General features: G+C 73.6%; 21 protein-coding genes. 3 read left to right on the top strand and 18 right to left on the bottom strand.

Annotated features, from left to right (window positions below; translation table 11 throughout):
* Nucleotides 1-164: 164 nt before the first annotated feature.
* The 13 genes from ACFV4G_RS12895 to nrdR form a co-directional block, all read right to left on the bottom strand.
* Nucleotides 165-1,550, bottom strand: a complete 1,386-nt coding sequence (locus ACFV4G_RS12895) for an ABC transporter substrate-binding protein (RefSeq protein WP_380439488.1) — start codon at nucleotides 1,548-1,550, stop codon at nucleotides 165-167.
* A gap of 293 nt (nucleotides 1,551-1,843) precedes the next feature.
* On the bottom strand, nucleotides 1,844-3,058 hold the full coding sequence (locus ACFV4G_RS12890; protein ID WP_380439486.1) for a cytochrome P450: 1,215 nt from the start codon (nucleotides 3,056-3,058) through the stop codon (nucleotides 1,844-1,846).
* Between the two features lie 111 nt (nucleotides 3,059-3,169).
* Nucleotides 3,170-4,414: a cytochrome P450 gene (locus tag ACFV4G_RS12885; protein ID WP_380439484.1), complete on the bottom strand. Its 1,245-nt coding sequence runs from the start codon at nucleotides 4,412-4,414 to the stop codon at nucleotides 3,170-3,172.
* On the bottom strand, nucleotides 4,411-5,157 hold the full coding sequence (locus ACFV4G_RS12880) for an ATP/GTP-binding protein (protein ID WP_380439482.1): 747 nt from the start codon (nucleotides 5,155-5,157) through the stop codon (nucleotides 4,411-4,413). The genes ACFV4G_RS12885 and ACFV4G_RS12880 overlap by 4 nt, the downstream gene beginning before the upstream one ends.
* Nucleotides 5,138-5,506, bottom strand: coding sequence for a DUF742 domain-containing protein (locus ACFV4G_RS12875; RefSeq protein ID WP_329924666.1), 369 nt, complete (start codon nucleotides 5,504-5,506; stop codon nucleotides 5,138-5,140). Before ACFV4G_RS12875 ends, ACFV4G_RS12880 begins: the two co-directional genes overlap by 20 nt.
* Nucleotides 5,503-5,937, bottom strand: a complete 435-nt coding sequence (locus ACFV4G_RS12870) for a roadblock/LC7 domain-containing protein (RefSeq protein WP_329924667.1) — start codon at nucleotides 5,935-5,937, stop codon at nucleotides 5,503-5,505. Before ACFV4G_RS12870 ends, ACFV4G_RS12875 begins: the two co-directional genes overlap by 4 nt.
* Nucleotides 5,937-7,676 carry a sensor histidine kinase gene (locus tag ACFV4G_RS12865; protein WP_380439480.1) on the bottom strand — a complete coding sequence of 580 codons (1,740 nt, stop codon included), beginning with the start codon at nucleotides 7,674-7,676 and terminating at the stop codon, nucleotides 5,937-5,939. Before ACFV4G_RS12865 ends, ACFV4G_RS12870 begins: the two co-directional genes overlap by 1 nt.
* 325 nt (nucleotides 7,677-8,001) lie before the next feature.
* On the bottom strand, nucleotides 8,002-8,568 hold the full coding sequence (locus tag ACFV4G_RS12860; RefSeq protein ID WP_380439478.1) for a Clp protease N-terminal domain-containing protein: 567 nt from the start codon (nucleotides 8,566-8,568) through the stop codon (nucleotides 8,002-8,004).
* Nucleotides 8,569-8,571: 3 nt separating this feature from the next.
* Nucleotides 8,572-8,808, bottom strand: coding sequence for a helix-turn-helix domain-containing protein (locus ACFV4G_RS12855; RefSeq protein WP_380439476.1), 237 nt, complete (start codon nucleotides 8,806-8,808; stop codon nucleotides 8,572-8,574).
* Nucleotides 8,809-8,856: 48 nt separating this feature from the next.
* On the bottom strand, nucleotides 8,857-9,621 hold the full coding sequence (locus ACFV4G_RS12850; protein WP_380439474.1) for an SDR family oxidoreductase: 765 nt from the start codon (nucleotides 9,619-9,621) through the stop codon (nucleotides 8,857-8,859).
* A gap of 3 nt (nucleotides 9,622-9,624) precedes the next feature.
* Nucleotides 9,625-10,440, bottom strand: coding sequence for a hypothetical protein (locus ACFV4G_RS12845; RefSeq protein ID WP_380439472.1), 816 nt, complete (start codon nucleotides 10,438-10,440; stop codon nucleotides 9,625-9,627).
* Nucleotides 10,441-10,747: 307 nt separating this feature from the next.
* The gene (locus tag ACFV4G_RS12840) at nucleotides 10,748-13,657 is read right to left on the bottom strand and encodes a vitamin B12-dependent ribonucleotide reductase (RefSeq protein ID WP_380439470.1); all 2,910 of its coding nucleotides are present in this window, start codon (nucleotides 13,655-13,657) and stop codon (nucleotides 10,748-10,750) included.
* Nucleotides 13,658-13,883: 226 nt separating this feature from the next.
* The gene (gene nrdR, locus ACFV4G_RS12835) at nucleotides 13,884-14,378 is read right to left on the bottom strand and encodes a transcriptional regulator NrdR (protein WP_363651086.1); all 495 of its coding nucleotides are present in this window, start codon (nucleotides 14,376-14,378) and stop codon (nucleotides 13,884-13,886) included.
* Between the two features lie 563 nt (nucleotides 14,379-14,941).
* Between nrdR and lexA the strand changes: the two genes are divergently transcribed.
* A complete protein-coding gene (gene lexA, locus ACFV4G_RS12830) occupies nucleotides 14,942-15,604 on the top strand; it encodes a transcriptional repressor LexA (RefSeq protein WP_224281048.1) in 663 nt (220 codons plus the stop codon).
* A gap of 97 nt (nucleotides 15,605-15,701) precedes the next feature.
* Here the strand turns inward: lexA and ACFV4G_RS12825 are convergent, their stop codons facing one another.
* From ACFV4G_RS12825 to ACFV4G_RS12805, 5 genes are read right to left on the bottom strand one after another with little or no spacing between them, the layout of a single operon-like run.
* On the bottom strand, nucleotides 15,702-17,828 hold the full coding sequence (locus tag ACFV4G_RS12825; RefSeq protein ID WP_380439468.1) for an ATP-dependent DNA helicase: 2,127 nt from the start codon (nucleotides 17,826-17,828) through the stop codon (nucleotides 15,702-15,704).
* Between the two features lie 12 nt (nucleotides 17,829-17,840).
* A complete protein-coding gene (locus ACFV4G_RS12820; protein ID WP_380439466.1) occupies nucleotides 17,841-19,667 on the bottom strand; it encodes an IucA/IucC family protein in 1,827 nt (608 codons plus the stop codon).
* Nucleotides 19,645-21,015 (bottom strand): lysine N(6)-hydroxylase/L-ornithine N(5)-oxygenase family protein, encoded by a 1,371-nt coding sequence (locus ACFV4G_RS12815; RefSeq protein WP_380439464.1) that lies wholly within the window; start codon nucleotides 21,013-21,015, stop codon nucleotides 19,645-19,647. Before ACFV4G_RS12815 ends, ACFV4G_RS12820 begins: the two co-directional genes overlap by 23 nt.
* Nucleotides 21,016-21,024: 9 nt before the next feature.
* The gene (locus tag ACFV4G_RS12810; RefSeq protein ID WP_380439462.1) at nucleotides 21,025-21,636 is read right to left on the bottom strand and encodes a GNAT family N-acetyltransferase; all 612 of its coding nucleotides are present in this window, start codon (nucleotides 21,634-21,636) and stop codon (nucleotides 21,025-21,027) included.
* 41 nt (nucleotides 21,637-21,677) lie between these two features.
* On the bottom strand, nucleotides 21,678-23,525 hold the full coding sequence (locus ACFV4G_RS12805) for an IucA/IucC family protein (protein WP_380439460.1): 1,848 nt from the start codon (nucleotides 23,523-23,525) through the stop codon (nucleotides 21,678-21,680).
* Nucleotides 23,526-23,877: 352 nt separating this feature from the next.
* Here ACFV4G_RS12805 and ACFV4G_RS12800 point away from each other — a divergent pair, with 352 nt between their 5' ends.
* Together ACFV4G_RS12800 and ACFV4G_RS12795 are read left to right on the top strand one after the other, a co-directional pair.
* A complete protein-coding gene (locus ACFV4G_RS12800; RefSeq protein ID WP_380439458.1) occupies nucleotides 23,878-25,065 on the top strand; it encodes a trypsin-like serine peptidase in 1,188 nt (395 codons plus the stop codon).
* A gap of 32 nt (nucleotides 25,066-25,097) precedes the next feature.
* A complete protein-coding gene (locus tag ACFV4G_RS12795; protein ID WP_380439456.1) occupies nucleotides 25,098-26,228 on the top strand; it encodes a trypsin-like serine peptidase in 1,131 nt (376 codons plus the stop codon).
* Nucleotides 26,229-26,327: the final 99 nt, after the last annotated feature.

Here is a 26,327-nt window from a genome sequence, read left to right as displayed (position 1 = left end):
GCATTCGGTGAACGAGCGGATCGACCGCGTCGTCAGCGGCCTCATCCAGGTCGGGGTGGGTGGCCCCGCACCGCCCTCGACAGGTGGTCCCGTGACGGCGCCGGGCGTGGGGCCCCGGAGCGGCGTCCGCCGTCGCGGCGCCGCGAGGCCTGCCCGGCCGCGGGCTACTGCGGCCAGGCGGCGTCGATGTCGCCCGCGACCTTCTGGATCGTCTGGCCCTCGGCGAACCAGGAGGTCAGCGACTTCCACTCCTGTCCGGAGCCGATCGCGGCCGGCATCATGTCGGAGGCGTCGAAGCGGAAGGTCGCGCCCGGGTCGGTCAGCGCGTCCGCCGACAGCCGGTCGACCGGGTCGGTGTACAGGCTCTTGTCGACGCCCTGGTTGGCCGAGACCCAGCCGGTGGCCGTCTTCACCCGGCTGCTCGCCCAGTCCGAGCTGGACAGGTAGTTCTGCACCGCCTGCGCCTCGGGCCGGTTCGAGAACGCGGTCAGGAACTCGCCGCCGCCCTCGACCGGGCTGGGGACGCCGGGGTTCACCGCGGGCAGGTGGAAGGCGAACACGTCGCCGTCCGGAGCGATCTTCGTGTCCTTGGGCCACTGCGCCTTGTAGAAGGAGGCCTGCTGGAGCATGAAGCACTTGCCGCTCAGGATCGGCGTGCCCGCGTCCTGGAACGTCGTCGTGGCGATCGACTTCACGTCGCCGAAGCCGCCGTTGACCCAGGCCGGGTTCTGCATCCAGCCGGCGACCGTCTTCATGGCGGTGGTGATCTTCTCGTCGGAGAACTTCACCTGGTGGCCCACCCACTGGTCGTACACGTCACCGCCGTACGTGCCCAGCACCACCTCCTCCAGCCAGTCGGTGGCCGGCCAGCCGGTGGCCGTGCCGGAGGCGATGCCGCCGCACCACGGCTTGCCGCCGCCCGCCTTGGCGATCCTGTCGCTGAGCGCCATCAGGTCCGCCCAGGTCTTCGGCACCTCGTAGCCGGCCGCCTTGAAGGCCTTCGGCGAGTACCAGACCAGCGACTTCATGTTGGCGCTCATCGGGGCCGCGTAGAACGTGCCGTTGACCGAGCCGTAGGTCCGCCAGACCGGGCTCCACCGGTCCTGGTTGGTGACCGTCTGGGCGGGCGGCTTCACCACCTTGCCGCTCTTCACCATCTGCGCCAGCAGGCCGGGCTGCGGGATGATCGCGAAGTCCGGGGCGTTCCCGCCGGCCACGCGGACCGGCAGCTGGGACTCGAAGTCGTTCGACCCCTCGTAACTGATCCTGATCCCGGTGCACTTGGAGAACTCCGCCCAGGACTTCTCCAGGTTGTCCGACTCCGGGCTGAGGATCGAGGCGAACATCGTCACCGTGGTGCCCGAATGCCCGGCGTACGGCTGGTACTTGGCGCAGTCGCCGGACAGCGACTGGGCCGCTCCCCCGCCGTCGCCCGAACCGCCGGAGCTGTTGGAGCAGGCGGCGGTCAGCGCCAGCGCCGCGAGCAGCGCGGGCGCGGCGACCAGACGGCGGCGGGAACTCGGGGACGGTGCGGTCGGGTTGAGGGTCAATGCGGTTCTCCTCGCCAGGGCGTGCTGCCGGCTGTGGACCGAACGACATTGCGCTGTACCGGAGATAGTCGGCTGATCGGATCGTCGGATTGGACGTGCGGCCGATCCGACGACGTTAACCCAGCCGCCGGTCGCCGCCAAGGTCCGCGATCGACCTTCATCGCGCGGTGTCCCGGTCGTGACCCGACCGCGTCCCGACAAGCCGCCGCCCGTCTCCCCACGGGCTCCCGCCCCGCCAGGACACGCCGGCGGCCCCGCCCCGAAAGAGGACGGGGCCGCCGGACGGCCGTCCGTCAGAAGAGCCGGACCGGCAGCTCCAGCAGGCTGTTGACCACCAGCGACGGGCTCGGCCGCAGCTCCCCGTCCGGCACCCCGAGCGACAGCCCCGGGAACCGCTCGAACAGCGCCGGCAGCGCGACCCCCGCCTCCAGCCTGGCCAGCGGCGACCCCGGGCAGACGTGCGGACCGTGGCCGAAGGACAGGTGCCGGGACGCGTCCCGGGTAACGTCGAACACCTCCGCCGTGATGCCGTGCTGCGCCGGGTCCCGGCCGATCGCGTTGTACGAGATCAGCACCGGCTCGCCCGCCGGGATCACCGTGTCGCCGACCGGGATGTCCTCGGCGGCGAAGCGGAACAGGAAGTTGCTGGTCGGCGGCGTCCAGCGGAGCGACTCCTCCACCACCGCGTCCCACGGCACCAGCCCCGACCGCACCAGCGCCAGCTGCTCCGGGTGGGCCAGCAGCGCCCGGACGGCGTTGCCGATCAGGTTCACCGTGGTCTCGTGACCGGCCGCGATGATCACCCGCAGGGTCGCCGCCGCCTCCGCGTCGGTCAGCGCGCCGCCCTCGGTGTCCGCCGCCAGCAACACGCTCGCCAGGTCGTCGCCGGGGGCCGAACGGCGCTGCGCCACCAGGTCGTTGACGAAGGCGTTCAGCCCGGCGATGGTCGCCTGGATACCCGCCGGGTCCGGCTTGATGCCGAAGAACCGCTCGTACAGGTCGCGCAGCACGCCGTGGTCCGACTCCGGCACGCCCAGCAGCGAGCAGATCACCGTCATCGGCAGCGGGAACGCGAACGCCGACTTCAGGTCCACCTCCGGCCCGCCCGCGGCCAGCGCGTCCAGCAGCCGGTGCGTGATCTCCTCGACGCGCGGGCGCATCAGCTCCACCCGGCGCGGGGTGAACGCCTGCGCCACCAGCGCCCGCAGCCGGCGGTGCTCGGCGCCGTCCGTGGTCACCATGCTCGGACCGGGCACCGCGAGGCCGATCAGCGGCCAGGTCTTCGGGACCTCTCCGCGCTGGAAGGCGGCCCAGTGCGCGGCGTCCTTCACCAGCCGGGAATCGGTCAGCAGGTCGCGCGCCGCGGCGTGCCGGGTCACCGCCCACGCGGCGACCCCGCCGGGCAGCTCGACCGGCACCGCCGGACCGGCGGCGCGCAGCAGGGCGCCCTCGGCGGCGCTGTCGCGGGCCAGCGGGTCGAGGACGAACGGGGCCGGGGCCACGGACATCGGCAACTCTCCTTCGGACTACGGGGCTTCGGGGCTGACGAGAGGACGGAACTTCGAGCGGTTCGAGCGGTTCGAGCGGTTCGAGCGGTGGGAAGCCCGAGGACAGGCCGGTCAGGCCGCGTGCCCCGGGGTGAACGAGACCGGCAGCGCCACCAGCCCCCGCACCCACGCCGACGGCCGCCACACCAGCGCGTGCTCGGCCACCGCGAGCCGCAGGTCCGGCAGCCGGTCCAGCAGCACCTCGATCGCCGTCGTGGCGATCACCTCGGCCGCCTCCTGCGCGGGGAACGGGCAGCCGTGCTCGCCGTACGAGTAGCTCATGTGCGCCCGGTTGCCCTCGGCGGGCCGGCCGTCCGGCCGGCGCACCGACGGGTCGGAATTCGCCCCGGCGAAGCCCAGCAGGAGCATGTCCCCCTCGGCGATCCGCTGGCCGCCGAGGTGGGTGTCCCGCACGGCCCACCGGCCGGCGAAGATCTGCGTCGGGGTGTCCTCCCAGAGCGCCTCGTTGAGGGCCTGGCTGATGCTGCGCCGGCCGCCCGCGAGCGAGGCCGCGAACCGCTCGTCGGTGAGCATCAGGCGCAGCGCGTTGGAGATCCAGTACGAGGACGGCTGGTGGCCGGCGATCAGCAGCACCCGCAGGTCGCGCATCACCTCGTCCTCCGTCAGTCCGGCCGGGTGCTCCAGCATGCGCGAGGCGACGTCGGCACCCGGGTGCTCGGACTTCTCCCGCACCAGGGCGAGCATCAGCTCCAGCAGCCGCTGCGCGCCGGCCGGGGCGTCCGGGCCGCCGTCCAGCATGGTCAGCAGCGCCGTGATCAGCTCCGGAGCCTGCTCCTCGTCCAGGCCGAGCACCCGGCACAGCACCAGCAGCGGCATCCGGTGCGCGTACTCGGCGACCAGGTCCGCCTCGCCGCGGCCGGCGAAGTCGTCGATCAGCCGGTCGGCGATCTCCTCGGCGTGCTTGCGCAGCTCGTACGGGTCGGCCGCGGCCAGCGCGTCGGTGACCGCCCGGGAGCGGCGCACGTGCTCCTCGCCCTCGGCGTAGAGGATCGACGGCACCGGCGCCATCATCGGCTTCAGCGGCCAGTCGGCGGGCAGGGTGTCCCAGGCGTGCCAGCGGCTGGAGTCGCGGCCGAACAACTGGGGCTGCCCGGTCACCAGTTGGAGCTCGCGGTAGCCGATGACCAGCCAGGCGGGGACGCCGCCGGCCAGTTCGACCGGGGCCACCGGGCCGTGCTGGGCGCGCAGCTCGCGGTAGAGCTGGGCCGGGTCGGTCTGGAAGCGCGGCCCGTACAGCGGCGTGGCGCCGGCGTGCGCGGGGCAGCCCGGGGGCGGGGTGACGGCGGGCTCGGTCACGGGGTGCTCTCCTCGTACTGGTGCGCCTCGTACTGCTGCGCGGGGGATTCGGCGTGGCGGGAGGCGGCCGGCTGCACGGGGAGCCCGGCCTCGGCCTCCGCGAGCGCGGCCAGGTGGCCGACCAGCTCGATCAGCACCCGCTTGCCGGACTCCCGGTCCCGGGCGTCGCAGTCCACCAGCGGCACTTCCGGGGGCAGGTCGAGCGCCTCGCGGACCTGCTCCAGGGTGTGGGCCGGCTCGCCGAAGTTGTTGCGGGCCACGATGAACGGGGTGCCGTGGTGCTCCAGCCGGTCGATGGCGTACCAGGACTCCTCCAGGCGCCGGGTGTCCACCAGGACGACCGCGCCGAGCGCGCCGCTGAACAGGCGGTCCCACAGGAACCAGAAACGTTCCTGCCCCGGCGCGCCGAACAGGTAGAGCACCTGGCTCTCGGAGAGCGTGATCCGGCCGAAGTCGAAGGCGACCGTCGTGGAGCGCTTGCCCCACGCGCCGGCCGGGTCGATGCCCTCGCCCGCCCGCGTCATGACCTCCTCGGTGTTCAGCGGACGGATCTCGCTGACCGAGCCGACCAGCGTCGTCTTGCCGACGCCGAAGCCGCCGACCACGACGATCTTCAGCGCGTTGTCGGCGGTCGCGCGCAGCGGGGTGCGGCCGGTGACCGGGGCCGTCGCCGGGGCCTCCGTCGAAGCCGTCGAAACCGCCGGAGCCGCCGTCGTGGAGGGGTCAGAGCCGTTGGAGGCCATGCAGCACCTGCTTCAGCGTGTCGAGATCGGGCAGCCGCGCCTTGTTCGGCGCGAACCGGGGGTGCCGGGCGGTGACGGCCCCGGACTCCAGCAGGTCACCGAGCAGGATCTTCACCACCGAGACCGGCAGCGCCAGCTCCGCCGCGACCTCCACGACGGCGGTCGGGGCCTCGCACATCCGCAGGATGCGCGCGTGCTCCGACTGCATGCCCGGCGCCGGCTCCCGCTCGGCGACGATCAGCGTGACCAGGTCGAAGGCGTTCTCCGGGGAGCGGCTGCGGCCCCGGGTGATCGTGTAGAGGCGGTCCGGGTCGTCGTCCCGACCCGGCAGGACCGGCCCGGCGTTCATGCCCGGGCGCTCTCGTGCGTCCCGGTCTCCTCCACCGACCTGGCCGGCGCGCTCAGGTGGACGCCGATCTGCTCGATCAGGCCGTGCATGTTGTGGCCGACCACGCCCACGTCCGCCTCGTCGTCCGTGACGACGGCCAGGTGCGCGCCCTCGCCGGCCGCCACGATGCACAGGATGCCGCCGTGGAACTCGGTCATCGACTGCCGGACGCCGCCGGTGCCGTCGCCGAACTCGATCGAGGCGCCGTGCGCCAGGCTCTGCAGGCCGGAGGCGATCGCGGCCAGCTGGTCGGCCCGGTCGGCGTCGAGGCCGGAGGTGTGGCAGAGCTTGAGGCCGTCGGCGGAGAGCACCAGGGCGTGCCGGGCGCCGGGGGTGACGCTCAGCAGGTTTTCCAACAGCCAGTCGAGGTCACGGTCGGTCGCGCTGCTCATCAGGAGTCCTTCTCGGTGACGGGGGAAGGGTCGGGCGTGGTGTCGGTGTCCGTGGTCGGGGTGTCCGTGGTCGCGGTGGCCAGGGTCGGGGCGTCCATGGTCGCGGTGTCCTCCGCGGCGCGCTGGGCGGCCCGGCGGAAGGCGCCGAACCGGGCGGCGGCCGTCGAGGCGTCCGCGCGGACGGGTTTCGCGGACGGGGCCGCCGCCGCGGGGGCGGTGGCGGCGAGGGTCTGGCCGCGGCGGCGCTGCGGCAGGCCGCTGTCGGTGATCGGGGTGGGCGTGAGCGGCAGCGGGGCCGGTGCGGCCGGAGTGGGGACCACCGGGGCGGTGGGCACGGGCGGCAGCGGAGCGGGCGCCGGGCGCGCTGGGGTGAGCGCGGGGCGCACCGTCTCAGCGACCGGCGGCTGGACCGGGGCGGGCGCCGGAGCGCCGTGCGTGAGCAGCTGCTGCGGGACCAGCACCACCACGCCCGTACCGCCGCGCGCCGACGGCCGGAACGAGATCTGCAGGCCGTGCTTGCGGGCCAGCACGCCGACCACCGCGAGGCCCAGCCGGGTACCGGCGGAGAGCGTGGCGAGGTCCAACGGCTCGGCGGAGACGGCCCGTTCGGCCCGGCGCAGCCAGCTGTCGCTCAGACCGAGACCGCTGTCCTCGACGGTGATCGCCAGCCCGGCCGACACCTCCTCGACGTAGACGTGCACCTCGGCCGGCGGGGCGGAGAAGTTGGTGGCGTTGTCGAGGAGTTCGGCCAGCGCGTGCATCACGCCCTCGGCCGCGTACCCGGCGACGGCCGCGGTGCTGGCGTTGTGCAGCCGCACCCGCTGGTAGGCGCCGATCCGGCCGAGCGCGCCGCGCAGCACCGACTCCACCGCGATCGGCTTGGCCCAGCGGCGGCCCGAGCGCGCACCGGTGAGCACCGCGATGCTGTCGGCCATGCGGCCGGCCTGGGCGGTCGAGTGGTCCAGTCGCAGGAGGTCGCCGAGGACCTCCTCGTCGTGCCGGTGCTGCATCTCGCGCAGCTCCGCGTGCATGCTCGTGGCCAGCGCCTGGACGCGCCCGGCGGCCGTCGCGCACACCGCGAGCGCGGCGGCCCGCAGCCGTTCGCCCCGGCCGACCTCGTCCGCGACGACGCGCAGCAGCGCGTGCTGGGGGTGCGCACGGTGGGCGGTCAGCGCGCTGTCGACGGACGCGCCGTTCCGGAGCTTCTTCACGACCTCGGGCAGGACGCCGTCGGCGAGCCGGTCGAGGTCCACGCGCTCGGCCTCGGCGGCCGCCCGGGCCTCCTCGGTCCGCGCCCGCGCCTCGTCGAGCTCGGCACCCAGCCGGGCCAGCTCGGCGTGCGCGGCGACGACGTCCGCCGCGATCCGGGCCTGCTCGGCCCGGGCGGCGTCCCGCTCGGCGCGGGCGGAGGCCGCGTCGTCGTGCGCGGCGGTCTCGGCCTGCCGGGCGGAGCCGGCGAGGACGAGGGCGGCGGTGGTCTCCTGGTGCTGGACGGCGAGGTCCTCGGCCAGCCGCCGGGAGCGCTCGGTCCCGCTCGCGGCCACGCCGACGGCGATCAGCCACAGGACGCTGACGGCCCCGACGGCGAGCGCCGTCAGCGGCTGGTGGGCGCCCAGTGCCCGGCCGATCCCGACCGGCGCGGCGACCAGGGCGAGCAGGACGGCCGCGGCGGTCAGCGCGACGGTCCGTGGCGCGGGCGGTCGGCGCGGGCCGCCGTCGGAGCTGGTGGCTTCTCTCATCAGTGCGGTCCTCGACAACGGCGGCGGCTCGGGCGGCGGATCGGCGACACTGGTGGCACTAGTGGCACCGACGGTGGTTCGAGCGCATACGAGGCCGCCCGGCGGCGTCGCGAAACGTCTCCGGGCGGCTGATCGATTCACGCTTTCGGCCGATCATATCGATTCAGACATTGCCCTCAAGCAGCCAGTTGACGGTCAATCTCGTTCATTCACGTCGCCTACACCGATTCGCGACGTCCGACGGATGCCCACGGCACGCCCACCGCATGCCCAACCGAGCCGAAAGCAGGCGCCGAGCGGGCGCCCGATCGAACCGCACCCGCCCTCAGGCCAGCTTCGCCTCCACCGCCTGCCGGACGGCCCCCAGGTCCAGCCCGTGATCGACGATCACCCGCGCCCCGAGCCCGTCCCCCTCCCGGATCACCCCGAGCAGCAGGTGCCCCACCGCGATCTGACCGGACTTCAGCCGCAGCGACTCCCGCAGCGACAGCTCCAGTGCCTTCTTCGCCCCGGAGCCGAACCGACTGCGGGCCGGTTTCGCGTCCGCCTGCCTGAACCAGCCGCGCCGCTTCGGCCCCTCCTCGGCCGGCGCGTCCAGCGCCCCCTCGCCGAAGGCCGCCTCCACGGCCGACCGGACGGCGTCCAGGTCCACCCCGATCGAGGCCAGCGCCTCGGCGTCGTCGCGCGGCCCGATCAGCCGGGCCACCGCCTGCCGCGCCGTCTCCCGGTCCAGGCCGGCGTCGATCAGGACCGCGGCCCCGGGGTCCGCCTCCTGCGCCAGGATCCCCAGCAGCAGGTGCTCCGTGCCGACACCGGCCTGCCGCAGCAGCCGGGCCTCGTCCTGGGCCACGAACACCACGCTCCGCGCCCCGTCGGTGAATCGCTCGAACATCGCTCAGTCTCCGTCCTGTTCCGGGCCGCCCCCCCGCCGGGCGTACTTCTTGTGCACGGCCTGCCGGGTCACCCCGAGGCAGACCGCGATGTCCTGCCAGGACCAGCCCTGCGCACGGGCGTTGCCCACCTGGAGCTTCTCCAGGCGGTCCGCCAGGTCGCGCAGGGCCCGGACCGACCGGAGCCCCACGGCGGGGTCCCGGCTGCTCGCGGCTGCCGCGAGCTCTCCGCTCTCGCTCATGGTGTCAACTTTGGTTGACGCGGGCGCATGTGTCAACCCTGGTTGACATCAGCGATGGCCGAAGCGCTCCGCCAGGGTCTCCTCGAAGGCGCCCCGGCCCACCGCGCGCTCCGGGGTGAGGAGGCCGCCCGCCCGCAGCTCGCGGACGGCCGAGCCCGGGAGGCTCAGGGGGAGCAGCAGCCGGCGGCGGCCGGTGGCGCGCAGGTAGGCCTCGGCCAGGTCCCGGTACGTCCGCACCTGCGGGCCACCGACCTCGGGCGCGTAGCCGGACGGCCCCTCCCCCATCAGTTCCACGACGTGCGCGGCGGCCTCCCGGACGTCCACCGGCTGGCACCGCACCCCGGTGAGCACCGGGAACACCGGCAGCTTCGCCGAGGCGCCGAAGAACCTCAGCAGCAGGTCGTGGAACTGCGTCGCCCGCAGCACCGTCCAGCCCAGCCGGGACTCCCGCACGACCCGCTCGCACGCGTACTTCGTCCGGTAGTACGGGATCGGCACCCGGTCGACGCCGACGATCGACACGTACACGAGGTGCCGCACCCCGGCCCGTTCGGCCGCCGCGACCAGGTGCCGCACGGCGTCCAGGTCCTTCTTGCCCTGGGAGGTCGCGCAGTCGATCACCGTCTCCACCCCGGCCACCGCCGCAGCGACCCCGTCCCCCGTCACCAGGTCGCCGGCCACCCACTCGACCCCGTCCGCCCCGCCGCCCCGGACCCGCCGGCTCAACCCGCGCACCGCCACCCCACGCGCGACCAGCAGCCGCACCACCTCCCGCCCCAACGTCCCCGTCGCCCCGGTCACCAGCACCGTCATGACTCACCCGCTCCTCTCCGAAAGCCCTTCACCCCCTACCGACAGTCCACCGGCCCCATCCGTGACATCGGCATTCCCGGAGCTTGTCCGCCCGCCGGCCGAGCGCCGAACGGCGGTGCGAATCCTGTGGCAGTTGGCACACACCAGCTCGCACTTGGCGATCTCAGCCTCGATCTCCGACCACGGCCTTCGGTCCGCGATCAGCTGGGCGACACTTGCGGTCTTGGTCGCGTGCACGTGATCCCAGTCCAGCCCTCGCGCCCACTCCCGCCACCCGCAATCGGCGCAGCCGAGGACGGTCTTGATCGCGTCGTTCCGGGTCTGAAGGTCCACCACGCGTTGCCAGGACGGCGGCAGCCGGGTCGTCTGTCGGGTCCGTTGACGCATCGTGCGAGCCCGATGACAGCGAGCACACCTGACCTCGCACTTCGCGAGCTCCTCAAGCAACCGCTTCTTGGACACGCACAGTTGCACCAACCGCGACACCGTGCCGGCCTTCTGCGCGGGGTCGACATGATCCGGGTCCAGGGCACGCACGTCGGCGTATCCGCAGTCGACGCATCCACTCGACTTCCACTCGACCACCACCGACTGGAGCCTGGCCCTCGACCGGCTCAGGTCGTGCCCGGCACCGAGCCGGGCCCGTCGAGCCCGCTGCCGGTCGAGCGCGCGTGCACGAACCTCCGGCTGCTCCCACTTCTCCCGCCTCGCGCGATTCGCGGACGCGCGGGCCGCCTCCGTCCGGGCCCGGTCCCGTACGACGCGCTTGCACTCGCTCTGCAGGCCGCTCGCCTTGCTGGCGTTCTTCGGGAATTCCATCGCAGGGTGGAACTCCCGGCACGCCGGACACCAGATCGGCGTCTCGGGTGTGATCTCGGACGCCGGTGGGCGCCGTGGGGCGCGCTTCCGTTCTGTCGCCATGTGCGCAGCCAAGCAACCCCCACTGACAAAGAAGCGGGGGGGGGGGGCGCCGGTGGCGCCCGCGCCCCGCGGCACAGTCCGATCTCCACCCGAGGCCGCGGGGCGGGGCGGGACGCGCGCGCGGCGGCGGGGCGGCCCCCCCCCCCCCCCCCCCCCCCGCTTCAGTGGTTCACCTCAGGCGAGGTGACACCGGGGTCGGGCGTGATCAGCTGCAGCCGCTGGTGGAGCCGCAGCCCTCGCAGAGGTAGCAGCTGCCGGCGCGGCGCATCTTGGTGCCGCAGGAGAAGCACAGCGGGGCGTCGGCGTTGAGGCCGAGCTGGATCTCCATCAGCTCCGTGGAGTTGTGGGCCTGCTTCGCCGGGGCCTTGGGCGCCGGCGCGGCCGGGGCCGGGGCGGGCTTGGCGGCCACCGGGGCCACCGGGGCGGACTGGGCGAGGGACTCGGTGTCGAGCTCCTCGGCCTCCAGCGGCTCGTACGAACCCGTCTCCAGGTGGCGCTGGCGCTCCTCGACGGAGTGGATGCCGAGCGCCGAGCGGGTCTCGAAGGGCAGGAAGTCCAGCGCCAGGCGGCGGAAGATGTAGTCGACGATCGACTGCGCCATCCGCACGTCCGGGTCGTCGGTCAGGCCGGCCGGCTCGAAGCGCATGTTGGTGAACTTCGAGACGTAGGTCTCCAGCGGCACGCCGTACTGGAGGCCGACCGAGACGGCGATGGAGAAGGCGTCCATCATGCCCGCGAGGGTCGAGCCCTGCTTGGACATCTTCAGGAAGACCTCGCCGAGGCCGTCGTCCGGGTAGGAGTTGGCCGTCATGTAGCCCTCGGCGCCACCGACCGTGAAGGAGGTGGTGATGCCCGGGCGGCCCTTGGGCAGGCGCTTGCGGACCGGGCGGTACTCGACGACCTTCTCGACCGCGGCGGGGGCCTGGGCCTCCTCGGCCTTGGTCTCGGAGTCCTTCTTCTTGGCCGAGAGCGGCTGGCCGACCTTCGAGTTTTCGCGGTAGATGGCGAGCGCCTTGACGCCCATCTTCCACGCCTCGAAGTAGATCTCCTCGACGTCCTCGACGGTCGCGGCGGCCGGCATGTTCACGGTCTTGGAGATGGCGCCGGAGATCCACGGCTGGATCGCGGCCATCATCCGCACGTGCCCCATCGGCGAGATGGAGCGCTCGCCCATCGCGCAGTCGAACACCTCGTAGTGCTCGGCCTTGAGGCCCGGCGCGTCGACGACGTTGCCGTGCTCGCCGATGTGGGCGACGACCGCCTCGATCTGCTCGTCCTGGTAGCCGAGGCGCTTGAGGGCGCGCGGGACGGTGCCGTTGACGATCTGCATCGAGCCGCCGCCGACGAGCTTCTTGAACTTGACCAGGGCGAGGTCGGGCTCGACGCCGGTGGTGTCGCAGTCCATCATCAGGCCGATGGTGCCGGTCGGGGCGAGGACCGAGGCCTGGGCGTTGCGGAAGCCGTTCTGCGCGCCGAGGCGCAGCACGTCCTGCCAGGTCTTGTTGGCCGCGAGCCAGACCGGGGCGTCCAGGTCGTCGAGGGAGACGGCGTCCAGGGAGGCGTCCGCGTGCTGCTTCATGACCCGCTGGTGCGGGGCGGCGTTGCGGGCGTAGCCGTCGTACGGGCCGACGACGCCGGCGAGCTCGGCGCCGCGGCGGTAGGCGGTGCCGGTCATCAGCGAGGTGATGGCGCCGGCCAGGGCGCGGCCGCCCTCGCTGTCGTAGGCGTGGCCGGTGGCCATCAGCAGGGCGCCGAGGTTGGCGTAGCCGATGCCGAGCTGGCGGTAGGCGCGGGTGGTCTCGCCGATCTTCTCGGTCGGGAAGTCGGCGAAGCAGATGGAGATGTCCATCGCGGTGATGACCAGCTCGACGACCTTGGCGAAGGTGGCGGCGTCGAACCCCTGCCCACCGTTGGACGCAGTGTCGTCGCGCAGGAACTTCATCAGGTTGAGCGAGGCGAGGTTGCAGCTGGAGTTGTCCAGGTGCATGTACTCGGAGCAGGGGTTGGACGCGTTGATGCGGCCGGACTCCGGGCAGGTGTGCCAGTGGTTGATGACGGAGTCGTACTGGATGCCGGGGTCGGCGCAGGCCCAGGCGGCCTCGGCCATCTTGCGGAACAGCTTCTTCGCGTCGACGGTCTCGATGACCTCGCCGGTGAGGCGGGCACGCAGGCCGAATTCGGTGCCGTTCTCGACGGCGGTCATGAATTCGTCGGAGACGCGGACCGAGTTGTTGGCGTTCTGGTACTGGACGGAGGCGATGTCGTCGCCGCCGAGGTCCATGTCGAAGCCCGCGTCGCGCAGGGCGCGGATCTTCTCCTCCTCCTTCACCTTGGTCTCGATGAAGGCCTCGACGTCCGGGTGGTCGACGTCGAGCACGACCATCTTGGCGGCCCGGCGGGTGGCGCCGCCGGACTTGATGGTGCCGGCGGAGGCGTCGGCACCGCGCATGAAGGAGACCGGGCCGGAGGCGTTGCCGCCGGAGGTGAGGAGCTCCTTGGAGGAGCGGATGCGGGAGAGGTTGAGGCCGGCGCCGGAGCCGCCCTTGAAGATCATGCCCTCTTCCTTGTACCAGTCGAGGATCGACTCCATGGAGTCGTCGACGGCCAGGATGAAGCAGGCGCTGACCTGCTGGGGCTGCTTGGTGCCGACGTTGAACCAGACCGGCGAGTTGAAGCTGAACACCTGGTGGAGGAGGGCGTGAGTCAGCTCGTGCTCGAAGATCTCGGCGTCGTCCTTGGCGGCGAAGTAGCCGTGCTTCTCGCCGGCGGCGCGGTAGGTGAGCACCACGCGGTCGATGATCTGCTTGAGGCTCCACTCGCGCTGCGGGGTGCCGACGGCGCCGCGGAAGTACTTGGACGTGACGATGTTGACCGCGTTGACCGACCAGAAGTCGGGGAACTCGACGCCGCGCTGCTCGAAGTTGACCGACCCGTCGCGCCAGTTGGTCATGACGACGTCGCGCCGCTCCCAGCGGACCTCGTCGTACGGGTGGACGCCAGGGGTGGTGTAGATGCGCTCCATCCGGAGACCGCCCTTGGGCGCCTTGCCGGCACCCTTCGCCGCGGCCTTGTCGGACTTCGACCCGCGTGCGGAACCGCTCGTGGTGTCTGTCACTTCTCGCTCCTCCTCCTGGGCAAACGCCCGACTCCTGGGCAAACGCCCGTGGTGCCCCGAAAAGTCCGGGCACCGCTGGTTCGTTCTTCCGGTGTGCGGGCAGGCGAGAGCCTCGCCCGCTTGCGCACGGTTTGTGATGTTCTGTGCCCGGATTCCGGGCACGCGTGGGCCCCGGAGGGCCGTCGTGGCACGGCCCGGCCCCGTGGGGCCGGGTGGGGGGCGCCTCCTAGGGCGCGGCGGCGGCAACGGGCACGCAGGCGCCCTCCGCCTCGGCGGGCCGTCCGGCGCGGATCTCCGCGATGGCGGCCTCGAAGTCTTCCAGTCCGTCGTACGCCTGGTACACGCTGGCGAAGCGCAGGTAGGCGACCACGTCGAGTTCCTTGAGCGGGCCAAGTATGGCCAGCCCGACGTCGTGGGTGGTCAGCTCGGCGTTGCCGGTGGCGCGCACGCACTCCTCGACCCGCTGGCCGAGCAGGGCGAGGGCGTCCTCGGTGACCGGGCGGCCCTGGCAGGCCTTGCGGACGCCGGAGATGACCTTCTCCCGGGAGAACGGCTCGGTGACCCCACTGCGCTTGATGACCATCAGCGCGGCCGTCTCCACGGTGGTGAAGCGGCGGCCGCAGTCCGGGCACTGCCGGCGACGGCGGATCGAGCTGCCGTCCTCGGTGGTCCGGCTGTCGACGACGCGGCTGTCGGAGTGCCGGCAGAAGGGGCAGTGCACCTGAAGGATCCCTCCCTGGCAGGACGTGCGGACTGGGTCGAGTCTATGCGATGTGCCCCGGGCCTCGGCAAGCTGATCATGCGCCGTGACCACTACCACTGGGCACGGAGAGGACTGTAGCCACTAGATGTAGGCCTCGGGGGGAAGCGACACCCCTGGCGTGTCGACGCCGATTAGACTGCGGAAGTCGAGTTCTTGTCGAACATTCGATCGATGTACAACAAAGCCTTGATCGAGTCAGCCAACTCTCGAATAATTCACTCGAACGTGTGTTTGGCGCAACCTTTCGATACGGGGTGCGTTGGGCTGGAAAAGGGAGAGGACAGCCGTCGAGAGGGGCCGCCGTGAACACCATCGAAAGCAACACCATCCCGGTGCAGGAACACTCCCAGTTCAAGGTGGGGCAGCGCACCACGAATCAGCAGAGTGTGGACGTCAGCATGGACCGTAGCGAAGACCACCGCCTCTCCGGCCCGGCCGTTTCCAGCGCGAGCCGCGTCCCCGATCAGCCGATCGAACACTCCCCCGTCCTGGACGAGGCCCACCCCGCGCCCGCGCGGGCGATGCCCGGCCGCCCCCCCGGGATCCGCACCGACGAGGCCGGGCTCACCGAGCGCCAGCGCCGCGTCATCGAGGTCATCCGGGATTCCGTCCAGCGCCGGGGCTACCCGCCGTCCATGCGCGAGATCGGCCAGGCCGTCGGCCTGTCCAGCACCTCCTCGGTCGCCCACCAGCTGATGGCCCTGGAGCGCAAGGGCTTCCTGCGCCGGGACCCGCACCGCCCGCGCGCCTACGAGGTCCGCGGCGTCGAGGTGGCCCGCCCGAACACCGCCGAGACGGCCGGCCGGCCGTCCACCTCGTACGTCCCGCTGGTCGGCCGGATCGCCGCCGGCGGTCCGATCCTGGCCGAGCAGACGGTCGAGGACGTCTTCCCGCTGCCGCGCCAACTGGTCGGCGAGGGCGAGCTGTTCGCGCTCACCGTGCGCGGCGACTCGATGATCGAGGCGGCCATCTGCGACGGCGACTGGGTCACCGTGCGCCGCCAGCCGGTCGCCGAGAACGGCGACATCGTGGCCGCGATGATCGACGGCGAGGCCACCGTCAAGCGGCTCAAGCGCGAGGACGGCCGGATCTGGCTGATGCCGCACAACCCCGCCTACGAGCCGATCAACGGCGACAACGCGACCATCCTGGGCAAGGTGGTGGCGGTCCTGCGCCGCCTCTGAGCGGGTCCGCCCGCACGCACCGGGAAGGGGCTCCACCGCGTTCGCGCGGGGAGCCCCTCCGGCGTTCCCCGAATCCTGCAAGGGGCCCGCGAGCGGCCTACGAGCCGCGCTTCACCACCGGCCTGACCGGCGCCGCCGAGGCGTCGATCGCCGCCAGCGAGCGGCGCACCTGGTTGCGGTCCGTCGTGTACCAGAACTCCGGCATCGAGGAGCGGAAGAAGCCCCCGTAGCGCTTGGTCGCCACCCGCGGGTCGAGCACCGCCACGATGCCGCGGTCGTCGGCCGCGCGGACCAGCCGGCCCGCGCCCTGCGCCATCAGCAGCGCCGCGTGCGTCGCCGCGACCGCCATGAAGCCGTTCCCGCCGCGCTGTTCGACGTCCTTCTGGCGGGCGCTCATCAACGGGTCGTCCGGCCGGGGGAACGGGATGCGGTCCATCACCACCAGCTGGCAGGCCGAGCCGGGCACGTCGACGCCCTGCCAGAGCGAGAGCGTGCCGAACAGGCAGGTGGTCGCGTCCGAGGCGAACTCGCGGATCAACTCGCCCAGGGTGTCCTCGCCCTGGAGCAGGATCCGGTTGTCCAGCCGCTCGCGCATCGCCTCGGCGGCGGCCTGCGCGCCGCGCATCGAGGAGAAGAGGCCCAGCGTCCGGCCGCCGGCCGCGCCGATCAGCTCCGCCAACTCGTCGAGCATGTCCGGCCGTTCGGGGTCGCGGCCGGGCTCGGAGAGGTGCTTGGCGACGTACAGGATGCCCTGCTTGGGGTACTTGAACGGCGAACCGACGTCGATGCCGCGCCAGTGCGGCACCGCGTCCTCGCCGAAGCCGGCGCCGGCGTCCGGGTTGTCCCCGGGCGTGCGCTCGTCCGGCAGCCGGGCCTCCGAGGGCAGGCCGACCGAACCGGCCACGCCGTTGAAGTCCCCGCCGAGCTTGAGCGTGGCCGAGGTCAGGACGACCGAGCGCTCCTTGTAGAGGCCCTCGCGCAGCAGCCCGGAGACGCTCAGCGGCGCGACCCGCAGCGAGGCCGTGCCCATCCCGAAGCGGTCGTTGCGCTCGATCCAGACCACGTCGTACTCGGAGTCCTCCAGCAGCCGCTCGGCGGTCTCGTGGACCGTCTCCACCGAGGCCATGGCCTGCTTGCGGACCGCGTCCTCGTCGGTGAGCCCCTTGTCCCTGGTCTCGCCGAGCGAGGTGATCACCTGCCGGGCGGAGTCCCGGATGGCCGTGACGGCGTACGCCAGGTACTCGGGCAGTTCCTCGACCCGGCCGGGCTGGGCGGTCTCCATCAGGCCGTGGTAGTTCTCGGCCGCGGCCTGGAGCGCGTCGACGGCCTTCTCGTTGGCGAGCCGCGCGGCCCGCTTGACCGCCCGGTTGACGGCGCCGACGGTCAGCTCGGCGGTGGCCGCGCCGGTGACCCGGTTGACCAGTTCGTGCGCCTCGTCGACGATCAGCAGCCCGTGCTCGGGCAGCACCGGCGCGCCCTCGATCGCGTCGATCGCGAGCATCGCGTGGTTGGTGACGACGACGTCCGCGAGCTTGGCCCGCTCCCTGGCCTTCTCCGCGAAGCACTCCTGCCCGTACGCGCAACGCGTCGCGCCCAGGCACTCCTTGGACGTGACCGACAGCTGGGACCAGGCCCGGTCGGACACGCCGGGGCTCATGTCGTCGCGGTCGCCGGTCTCGGTCTCGTCCGCCCACTCGCGCAGCCGCAGCACCTCCTGCCCGAGCTTGCTGGCCGGCCCGCCGAGCGCCTCGGCGGCGTCGAACAGGCCCTCGCCCTCGTCGCTCGGGGTGCCCTCGTTGGCCCGGTGCAGGCACAGGTAGTTGGAGCGGCCCTTGAGCATCGCGAACAGCGGCCGGCGGCGCAGCACCGGGTGCAGCGCGTCGACCGTGCGCGGCAAGTCGCGTTCGACCAGCTGGCGTTGGAGCGCCAGGGTGGCGGTGGCGACCACGACGCGGTCCCCGTGCGCGAGGGCCGGCACCAGGTACGCGAGGGACTTGCCGGTGCCGGTGCCGGCCTGGACGAGCAGGTGCTCGGCGTTGTCGACCGCGTCGGCGACGGCCTCGGCCATCTTCACCTGACCGGGGCGTTCCACGCCGCCGACGGACTCGACGGCGGCGTGGAGCAGCTCGGGGATGCGCGAGCGGGGGACCGCGACGGCTTCCCCGGTCTCGGCCGGGGCGGGTGCGTCCTCGCCGGGGAGCTGGGTTTGGGAGTCGTTCGTCATGACCCTCCCACCCTACGGCGCGGGGGTGACAATCCGGTCGCGTCGCCCCGGAAGATCCGCGCCGGGGGTGACGAGGGCGTTGGGCACCGTGCCGTGCCGGGCGGCGTGCGGGCGGTGCGGGCGGTCCTGGTAGCCGTCGAGGAGGAGCCGGTTGCGGTTGAGGCAGAGCCGGTCGATCCGCGGGGTGAGGAGGTCGAACAGCTCGAAGCGCTCGCGCAGCTCGGGGAAGCGGTCCTGGTGGCGGGCGATCTCGTCGCGCAGGAGGGCCCAGAAGTCGGCCTCGGGCAGGCCGGTCTGCGCCTCCAGGAGTGGGGCGAGGTAGCGGTAGACGCCGATGAAGAGCCCGGAGTGGAGGAACTGGCACAGGCCCTGCGGGGGCTCGCGGAGCAGGACGTCGTCGACGTCGGCGGGCAGGTCGCGCAGTTCGGGCAGGTCCTCGTCGCTCAGGTTGACGTCGTCGACGAAGTCCTTGACCGCGAGCCGGGCCGGGGCGTCGTGCGCGTCGAAGACGACGATGGCGTTCTCGCCGTGCGGGGAGAAGACCAGCCCGTAGCGGTAGAGGAAGTGCAGCAGCGGCGGCAGCATGGCGGCGAACAGCCGGCGGGTCCACTCGGCGGGGGCGAGCCCGGAGCGGGCGATCAGCTCGGCGGCGAGGGCGCGGCCGTCGGAGCCGGTCTGCAGGAGGGACGCGAGGGTGCGGGCGCGTTCGCCGCCGTCCAGGAAGGGGCCGAGCGGTTCGCGCCAGATCGCGCCGAGGAGCTCCTTGTACTGGTAGGGCGCCTCGGGCAGGTCGCGGTAGAGCGGGTGGTCGACCGTGACGGAGGCGATCTCGCCGAGCAGGATCACCCGGCACTCGTCGCGCAGGAACGGGTCCGCGTCGCGCAGGCGGTGGATCCAGGCGGTGACGGCGGGCGCGGCGAGGGTGCGTTCCACCGGCAGCCCGCGCCAGACCAGGGTGTTGAGGATGGAGAGCGGCAGTTTGACGGTGCAGCGTTCGGGGTGGGCGGTGTTGAAGAAGGAGCGGATGGACTGCTGGGGCAGCCGTGGGTCGCCGTCGGAGGGCAGCGGGACGATCTCGCCGGAGGCGATCCAGGGCGCGAACAGCGGGACGACCGTCTCGTCCCACTGCCAGGGGTGGACGGGCAGCAGCAGGTAGTCGTCGGCGTCGGGGCCGAGCGCGGCGCGCAGCGCGCCGGGGTCGTCGAGCTCGCGGGCGTAGAGCTGCTCGGGCCGTTCGAGCCCGGGCACGCCGCGGTAGCGGGCGAGCCGGCGGTGGACGGCGATCCAGGGCAGCGGGCGCGGGGTGCGCGCCTCGGGGGCCCAGTGGGCGGCGTCGGCGGCGGAGAAGCCGATCCGGCCCTTGTTGGGGACGATCCAGGGGTGGCCCTCCTGGCGGCCCTCCAGCGCGGCGTGGTCGAGGTCGGCGAGTTCGGCGGCGGTGAGCGCGGTGGCCAGCTGGTGCGCGTCGGCGGTGAGGGTGGCGGTGAGCTCGCGGATCAGGTGGCCGGTGGTCTCGCCGCGCAGGCCGAGGGTGTGCCGGGCGTACGGGAGGAAGCGCAGCGGGTCGAGGCCGTCCTCGCGGTCGCAGCGGACGGAGTCCGGGTCGACCCGCCAGCTGCCGTAGGCGCCGCGGCGGGCGGTGAAGCGGTACTCGGCCTCGGGCAGCCCGAGCAGGTACTCGTCGTCCGCGTCCGGGACGGGGACCGGGGTGAGCAGTTCCTCGTAGGCGAACTCGCCGAGCATCTTGGCCAGCAGCGCGCGCCCGGCCCGCTGCCAGGGCCCGGGGGTGAGCTGCGGCGGCAGGTAGAGCGGCGGTTCAGCGGCCGGCGGTTGCGGCACGGGTCAGCTCCTGGGGGTGGGGGAAGGCGGGGACGGGCGGCGCGAAGCCGGTCCACGCGGTGCGGGTGGGCAGCCGGTGGACGGTGCGGCCGGTGACGGCGTTGAGGATGACGGCGGCGCGGTGGGCGCCGAGTCCGAGGTCGGGGGTGCCGACGCCGTGGGTGTGCAGTTCGGCGTTCTGGACGTAGAGGCCGCCGGTGAGTTCGGGCCGGGTGGCGACGCGGTGGTCCGGGTCGACCCGGTAGCGCCCGGCCGCGTCCCAGTCGATCAGGTGGGCGAGCGGTTCGAGCGCGGCCGGGCGGGCGGCCCGGTAGCCGGTGGCGAGCACCACGGCGTCGGTGCGCACGAGGTGCTCGGCGCCGGAGTCGGTGTGCCGGCAGCGCAGTTCGAGGCCGCCGCAGGGCCCGGTCCTGGCCTCGGTGACGGCGGTGCCGGGGGTGATCTCGACCGGGGCGGTGTCGATCGGGCGGCCGATGGTCCGCTCGTAGAGGTGGTCGTGGATCTCGGCGAGGGTCTCGGCGCTGGCGGCCTTGTGGAGCTGCCACTGGGCGGCGACCAGGGTGTCCCGGACGGGCTCGGGCAGGCCGTGGAAGTACCGGGTGTAGTCGGGGGTGAAGTGCTCCAGCCCGAGCTTGGAGTACTCCATGGGTGCGAGGGCCCGGGTGCGGGTGAGCCAGCGCAGCCGGACGCCGTCGCCGTCGTGGCGGCGCAGCAGGTCGAGGAAGACCTCGGCGCCGGACTGGCCGCTGCCGACGACGGTGATGTCCCGGGCGCCGCCGAGGGCGGCCCGCCGGTCGAGGTAGTCGGCGGAGTGGAACGCCCCGGGGTGGCCGTCGAGGGCGGCGAAGGCCTCGGGCAGGACGGGCCGGGTGCCGACGCCGAGCGCGAGGTTGCGGGCGTGCACGCGGCTGCGCCGGCCGGTCGCGGCGTCGGTCAGCTCGGCCCGGAACAGGCCGTCCTCCCAGTGCAGTTCGCTGACCTCGGTGCCGAACCGGCAGGTGCCGAGCCGTTCGGCGGCCCAGCGGCAGTAGTGGTCGTACTCGCGGCGCGGCAGCTGGAAGCGCTCGGCGAAGTAGAACGGGAACAGCCGTTCCTGGTCGCGCAGGTAGTTGAGGAAGGACCACCGGTTGGTCGGGTCGACCAGGGAGACCAGGTCGGCGAGGAACGGCACCTGCATCCGGGCCCCGTCGACCAGCATCCCCGGGTGCCAGCGGAACTCCGGGCGCTGGTCGCAGAAGAGCGTCCGCAGGCCGGGGACGGGCTCGGCGAGCGCGGCGAGCGAGAGGTTGAACGGGCCGATGCCCACGCCGAGCAGGTCGTACGGCGGCTGGGGGGTCGAGGAGTGCACGGGGGTGTCCTAGGCGGGGAGTGGGGCGCGGTCGCGGATCATCAGGGCGGCGCGCTTGGCGGGCAGGTCGAGCTCGCCGGCCGGGCGGAACCCGGCGCGTTCGAAGGCCCGGACCGAGCGCCGGTTGCGGACGTCGGGTTCGGCCACCACCCGTTCGCAGCGCGGCCGTTGCCGCAGGATCCGGTCGGCGAGGGCGGCCAGCAGGACGGCGCCCAGGCCCCGGCCGCGGCTCGCGGCGGGGCCGAGCAGCAGGTGGACGCCGGTGTCGTGGGGCCGGGCCGGGTAGTGCGCGGCGAGCGGGTCGAGGTCGGCGCGGTAGACCTCCCAGTAGCTCATCGGGGTGCCGTCGAGCAGGCCCAGGCAGGGCACGCTGCGCCCGTCGCCGTCGAGCTGGGCCCGGACGTGCTCCGCGGTGACGGCGGTCGGCCCGGCGAGCTCCCAGAAGGCGGCGACCTCGGGGTCGTTCATCCAGCAGGCGAGCAGGTCGAGGTCGGCGGGCAGCCGGACCGGGCGGAGCCGGAACCCGCCGGCCGGGGTGGGGGTCTCGCCCCACCCGGGCACGTCGTCGAGCATCATGCCTCCGCCTCTCCCCCAGCCCTGGCGGCTGGGAGGTACCCCCATCGCTCGGCGGGGGCATTCGCCCACGCGCACCTCTTCCTGGTTCACTCTCCCCCAGCCTCCGGCCGGGGGGACCCCCACCGCTCGCTCACGCACGCGTCCGCCAGGGGGTTGGGGATGTCCACGTAGACGGACTGCGTGGCGACCGGGCCGACCAGCTCGTCCAGGCCGTTGATCCGGGTGAGCAGGTTGGCCTTGCAGGGCAGCGTCGGCGCGTCGAGCAGCAGGGCGGGCAGCGTCGAGCCGGTGGCGGTCGCCTCCGGTCCGGCGAGGAAGCGGCGCAGCGCGGCGAGCAGCACCGTTTCGTCGGCGAGCCCCTGGGAGCCGAGCGCGCCGACCAGGCCGAGCACGTGGTTGATGCCGAGGTAGTAGGCGAAGTGGTGGTCGATCACGTCGTCCGGGAGGAAGGTGTCGCTGTGCTCGCCGAGGCCGGGCAGCCGGGCGGTGAGCCGCTCGCGGGCGCTCTCCCGGTAGTAGTAGCCCTGGTTGTCGCGGTAGCGCCCGCCGCGGGGCCAGCCTTCGGCGTCGAGCAGGACGAGGCTGTTCTGCTGGTGCGCCTCCAGGGCGATGCCGCCTCGGCCGTCCAGCCACAGGACGGGGAGCACGACGGCGTCCAGGTAGCGCAGGAACCATTCAGCGGCCACGGTGCGCAGCGGGCGGCCGCAGCGCACGGCGAGCGCCCGGAGGGTGTCGCCGAGCCGGGACGGCACGGTGGTGCCGGTGCCGAGCGGCTGTTCGGCGACGAGCCCGGCGACGCACAGCGCGCGGTCGGCGGGGGCGAAGGGCTGGGCGCGCAGGACGGTGTCCAGGCCACCGGGGTCGCCGAGGGCGGGGTGGTCGACGCCGATCCAGGCGGGGTCGCGGACGACCTCGAAGCCCGGGTGGGCGGCCCGCCACTCGGCGGCGAGGCCGCTCTCCAGCAGCCGGTGCACCTCCAGGCCGCGGTGGAGCTCCTTGCGCAGGTTCTCCCGGCGGGAGTTGGTGATCCGCAGGCCGAGCGAGAGCTTGAGCATCCACGGGGTGCCGGGCCGGTAGACGGTGCGCACCGACGAGGTGGGGTACCAGGGGTCGCCGGCCGGGCCGAGGTCGTGCAGGAGTCCTTCGGCGAGCAGGGCGGCGACGGCCGGGCGGTGGGCCAGCTCGCGGGCCTGCCAGGGGTGCAGGGGCAGGGCGGCGGTGCCGGGCGGCAGCGGGGCGCGGTCGCCGAGCAGGCGGGCGGTGATCCGCTCGGCGGCCTCGGGGAGGGCGGATCCGGCGGCGAGCAGGGCCCGGTCGACGGCGTACCAGTGGAGCTGGAAGGAGCCGTGCAGTTCGGGCGAGTAGGCAGCGCTCTGGGCCGGGCCGAGGCCGTCGCGGCTCTTGGGGGTGGGGTGCAGGGGGTGGCCGAGCAGCAGGGACTGTTCGGCGGCGAGGAAGTGGGAGCCTTCCGGTCCGCCGGGCGCGGCGCCGGTGCGGCGGTGGGCGAGGATCTCGGCGGTGCGCACGACGGAGTCGGCGACCCTGGCGGCGAGGTCGGCGACCTGTCCGGGGTCGGGCCGGTCGGCGGCCGCGGCGGCGAGCAGCGCGGCGGCGGTGACGGCGTCCACCGGGGCGTCGGGGGCGCCGTCGCCGGCGCCGAGGCGGGCCGGGCCGAAGCGGTGCCAGCCGCCGGGCGACCAGTGGCGGACGGGCGCGGAGAGCCGTGCGGCGCCGCCGAGCACGGCGATCCGCAGTCGGCCGTCCGGTCCCGGGCGGGCGCCGGTCTCGCGCGTCCAGCAGCGCAACAGGGCCTCCAGCGCGGCCTGTTCGGCGGCGACGGCGGGGTCGGGGTGCAGCAGCGGGTCGGGCCCGGCCGGCCGGTCCGCGGGCGGCAGCGTTTCGGGCGGGGCTCCGGTCAGGGCGGCGGTGCTCAAGGGTGCTCCTCGGGACGCGTGGGGTGCGGACGCGCGCGGATGGCGGAGGGGGGTTCGGCGGGCGCTCGCACCGTCGCGTCAGGTAAGGGTTACCTATCCCTGACGGGTGATCACAAGGACGGCTCACTCGTCCGGGTGAAGATCGGTGATTGTTCACCGCCGGGGAGGAGGCCCGGTTGTACCGGTGGCTCCTGTGGAGGCTTCGTCACGGATCGGTGACCACCGCTCAGGAGCCGCAACCCGGGGGCGCCCGGCGCCGTCCTCCCGACCAGTGGAAGACTCCTACCCCGGACCGTCCCGTCCACGAACCACCGTCCCGTCCACGCACCGATCCACAGGGGGAAGCGCACAGATGCCATCGATCCACCGGTCCGCCGTCGCAGCCGTCCTCGCCGCCGGCACCCTGTTCGCGGTGAGCGCCTGCGGCCCGGACGGCCCGTCCTCGGCCACCGGCACGGACACCGCCGCACCGCCGCCCGCCTCGGCGAGCGGCCCCGGCAGCCCCGCCCCCGGCGGCGGCGTCATCGGCGGGATCACGCTGCCCTCGGGCATCCCCACCAGCCTGCTGGAGGGCCTGCCCAAGAGCTGGGACGACCTGAAGAAGTGGAAGTTCGAGGACTGGGACAACTGGGCGTCCAAGCACGTCTTCAACAACCCGGTCGTGAAGGACTTCTGGAACCCGGACAAGATGGGCGACTCCAAGCCGGCCGACCCGGCCCCGCCCACCGCCAAGCCGGCCGCCGACGACGGCGTGACCGACCCCGAGCCGCCGGTGGTCAAGGCCGTGCCGGTGCCGCGCCCGTACACCAAGCAGCCCTCCGGCAAGGTGTTCTTCAGCGCCCAGGGCGGCCGGGGCAACTGCTCGGCGACGGTCATCACCGACCCGCAGCACCCGGGCAAGAGCAACCTGGTCTGGACAGCCGGCCACTGCGTGCACGAGGGCAAGGGCGGCAACTACTACAAGGACCTCGTGTTCGTGCCCGCCTACAACAACTCGGGCGCCTCCAGCGGCGGCAAGAAGGCCCCGCTGTCCGAGCTGGCCCCGCTCGGCACCTGGTGGGCCGACCAGGTCACCACCTCGCCGCAGTGGGTGGTCGAGGGCGGCGGCACCGGGGACTCCGCCAGCCAGTACGACTTCGCGATCATGCACGTGAGCAACCAGAGCGGCACCGGCAAGTCGCTGGAGGAGACGGTCGGTTCGGCCGTCCCGGTCTGGTTCGACGCCCCGCGCGACCGGCTCTCCGTCTCGGCCGTCGGCTACCCGCTCTACAAGCCGTTCGACGGCCAGGAGCTGTACAAGTGCGACGGCGGGAAGCCGACCCGCCTGTCCTTCGACCCGAAGCGGCCGTCGATGCTCACCATCGGCTGCAACATGACCCAGGGCGCCAGCGGCGGCGGCTGGTTCGCCACCATGCCCGACGGGCGGACGGCGCTGGTCAGCAACACCTCGATCGGCACCCAGGAGCACACCTCGCTGAGCGGCCCGTACCTGGAGACGGTCGCCAAGAACGCCCTGGACTGGATCTCCAGGAAGCAGTGACCGCGTTCACCCACCGCCGGGGACGATGCACCGTGCCGTACACCACCCGCGGACGCGTGCCGCGGCGCCGGGCCGCACTGGCCGGCGCCGCGGCGCTCGCCGCGCTCGCCCTCACCGCGACCGCCTGCGGGCCGGACCGGACCGCCGGGAGCGCCGCGAGCGCGCCGGCCACCCTCGCCAGGCCGGCGCCGCCGACCAGTCCCGGCGACCTGGCCGGCTGGAAGGTCGACGACTGGGCCCGCTTCGTCGCCGACAGCGCCTTCGCCAACGAGGTGCCCCCGGGCTTCTGGTCCCGCACCAGGATGGAGGCCGCCAAGGGCCGGCCCGTCCCGGAGGCCCCGCGCACCGCCGCCCAGGGCGACGCGCCGCAGGACGCTCCCCCGGCCCCGGTCCCGGCCCAGGCGCAGCCGCACCCGTACGGCCCCGCCGCCGCCGTGGTCGGCAGGCTCTTCGTGACCGCGCCCGGGGGCGACGCCGCGTGCTCCGGCACGGTGGTCTCCGACCCGGCCGCCCCGGGCCGCAGCGACCTCGTCTACACCGCCGCCCACTGCCTGCACGACGGCAAGGGCGGCGCCTGGCTGCGGAACGTCACCTTCGTGCCCGGCTACAACCGCGACGGCCAGGCCGGCCGCGGGAAGCCGGCCACCGACCAGCAGGTGTCCCCGTACGGCCGCTGGACGGCGGTGCGCGCGCTGGTCTCGCCGACCTGGCTCAAGGAGAGCGGCACCGGCGCCCACGACCAGTACGACTACGGGATCGTCCGGGTGCGCGACGAGAGCGGCTCCGGCCGGTCGTTGGAGGAGACGGTCGGCGGCTCGGTCCCGGTCTGGTTCAACGCCCCGCGCGAGCAGATCACCTCGGCGTCCGCCTACGGCTACCCCGCCGAGAAGCCGTTCGACGGTGCGGAGCTCGACCACTGCGACGCGCCGGCCGCGCCGGCCCGGCTGTCCTTCGACCGGGCCCGCCCGCCGATGTACGCGATCGGCTGCACCATGACCGGCGGCGCCGACGGCGGCGGCTGGTTCATCGTCAAGGACGGCAAGCCCAACCTGATCAGCGTCACCTCGGTCGGCGACCGCAACCCGACCGGGTACCTGGCCGGCCCCTCGCTCCAGGACCAGGCGAAGCAGGCCTTCGAGTACTTCGCCAAGAACGTCCGATGACGTGGGGGGGGGGGCCCGCCGCAGGCCCGCGGCGGGGGGGCGGGTCGGAGCGGGGGGGGCGGGGCCGCGCGGGGGGGCGCCGCGCGTCGCGGGAGCGCG

It is taken from the genome of Kitasatospora sp. NPDC059747, from assembly GCF_042732955.1.
In the GTDB taxonomy this organism is placed as follows: domain Bacteria; phylum Actinomycetota; class Actinomycetes; order Streptomycetales; family Streptomycetaceae; genus Kitasatospora.
Note: the sequence above shows the minus strand (reverse complement) of the source record. Positions and strands in the feature narration are given on the sequence as shown.

What these genes read in the sequence shown, in the direction of transcription:
- lexA (WP_224281048.1), top strand. Translation starts at nt 14,942, where the DNA reads ATGCCCGGCCGCCCCCCCGGGATCCGCACCGACGAGGCCGGGCTCACC.
- ACFV4G_RS12810 (WP_380439462.1), bottom strand. Translation starts at nt 21,636, where the DNA reads ATGGGGGTACCTCCCAGCCGCCAGGGCTGGGGGAGAGGCGGAGGCATG.
- ACFV4G_RS12855 (WP_380439476.1), bottom strand. Translation starts at nt 8,808, where the DNA reads ATGAGCGAGAGCGGAGAGCTCGCGGCAGCCGCGAGCAGCCGGGACCCC.
- ACFV4G_RS12825 (WP_380439468.1), bottom strand. Translation starts at nt 17,828, where the DNA reads ATGACGAACGACTCCCAAACCCAGCTCCCCGGCGAGGACGCACCCGCC.
- ACFV4G_RS12870 (WP_329924667.1), bottom strand. Translation starts at nt 5,937, where the DNA reads ATGAGCAGCGCGACCGACCGTGACCTCGACTGGCTGTTGGAAAACCTG.
- ACFV4G_RS12800 (WP_380439458.1), top strand. Translation starts at nt 23,878, where the DNA reads ATGCCATCGATCCACCGGTCCGCCGTCGCAGCCGTCCTCGCCGCCGGC.
- ACFV4G_RS12890 (WP_380439486.1), bottom strand. Translation starts at nt 3,058, where the DNA reads ATGTCCGTGGCCCCGGCCCCGTTCGTCCTCGACCCGCTGGCCCGCGAC.
- ACFV4G_RS12875 (WP_329924666.1), bottom strand. Translation starts at nt 5,506, where the DNA reads ATGAACGCCGGGCCGGTCCTGCCGGGTCGGGACGACGACCCGGACCGC.
- ACFV4G_RS12865 (WP_380439480.1), bottom strand. Translation starts at nt 7,676, where the DNA reads ATGAGAGAAGCCACCAGCTCCGACGGCGGCCCGCGCCGACCGCCCGCG.
- ACFV4G_RS12845 (WP_380439472.1), bottom strand. Translation starts at nt 10,440, where the DNA reads ATGGAATTCCCGAAGAACGCCAGCAAGGCGAGCGGCCTGCAGAGCGAG.
- ACFV4G_RS12860 (WP_380439478.1), bottom strand. Translation starts at nt 8,568, where the DNA reads ATGTTCGAGCGATTCACCGACGGGGCGCGGAGCGTGGTGTTCGTGGCC.
- ACFV4G_RS12850 (WP_380439474.1), bottom strand. Translation starts at nt 9,621, where the DNA reads ATGACGGTGCTGGTGACCGGGGCGACGGGGACGTTGGGGCGGGAGGTG.
- ACFV4G_RS12880 (WP_380439482.1), bottom strand. Translation starts at nt 5,157, where the DNA reads ATGGCCTCCAACGGCTCTGACCCCTCCACGACGGCGGCTCCGGCGGTT.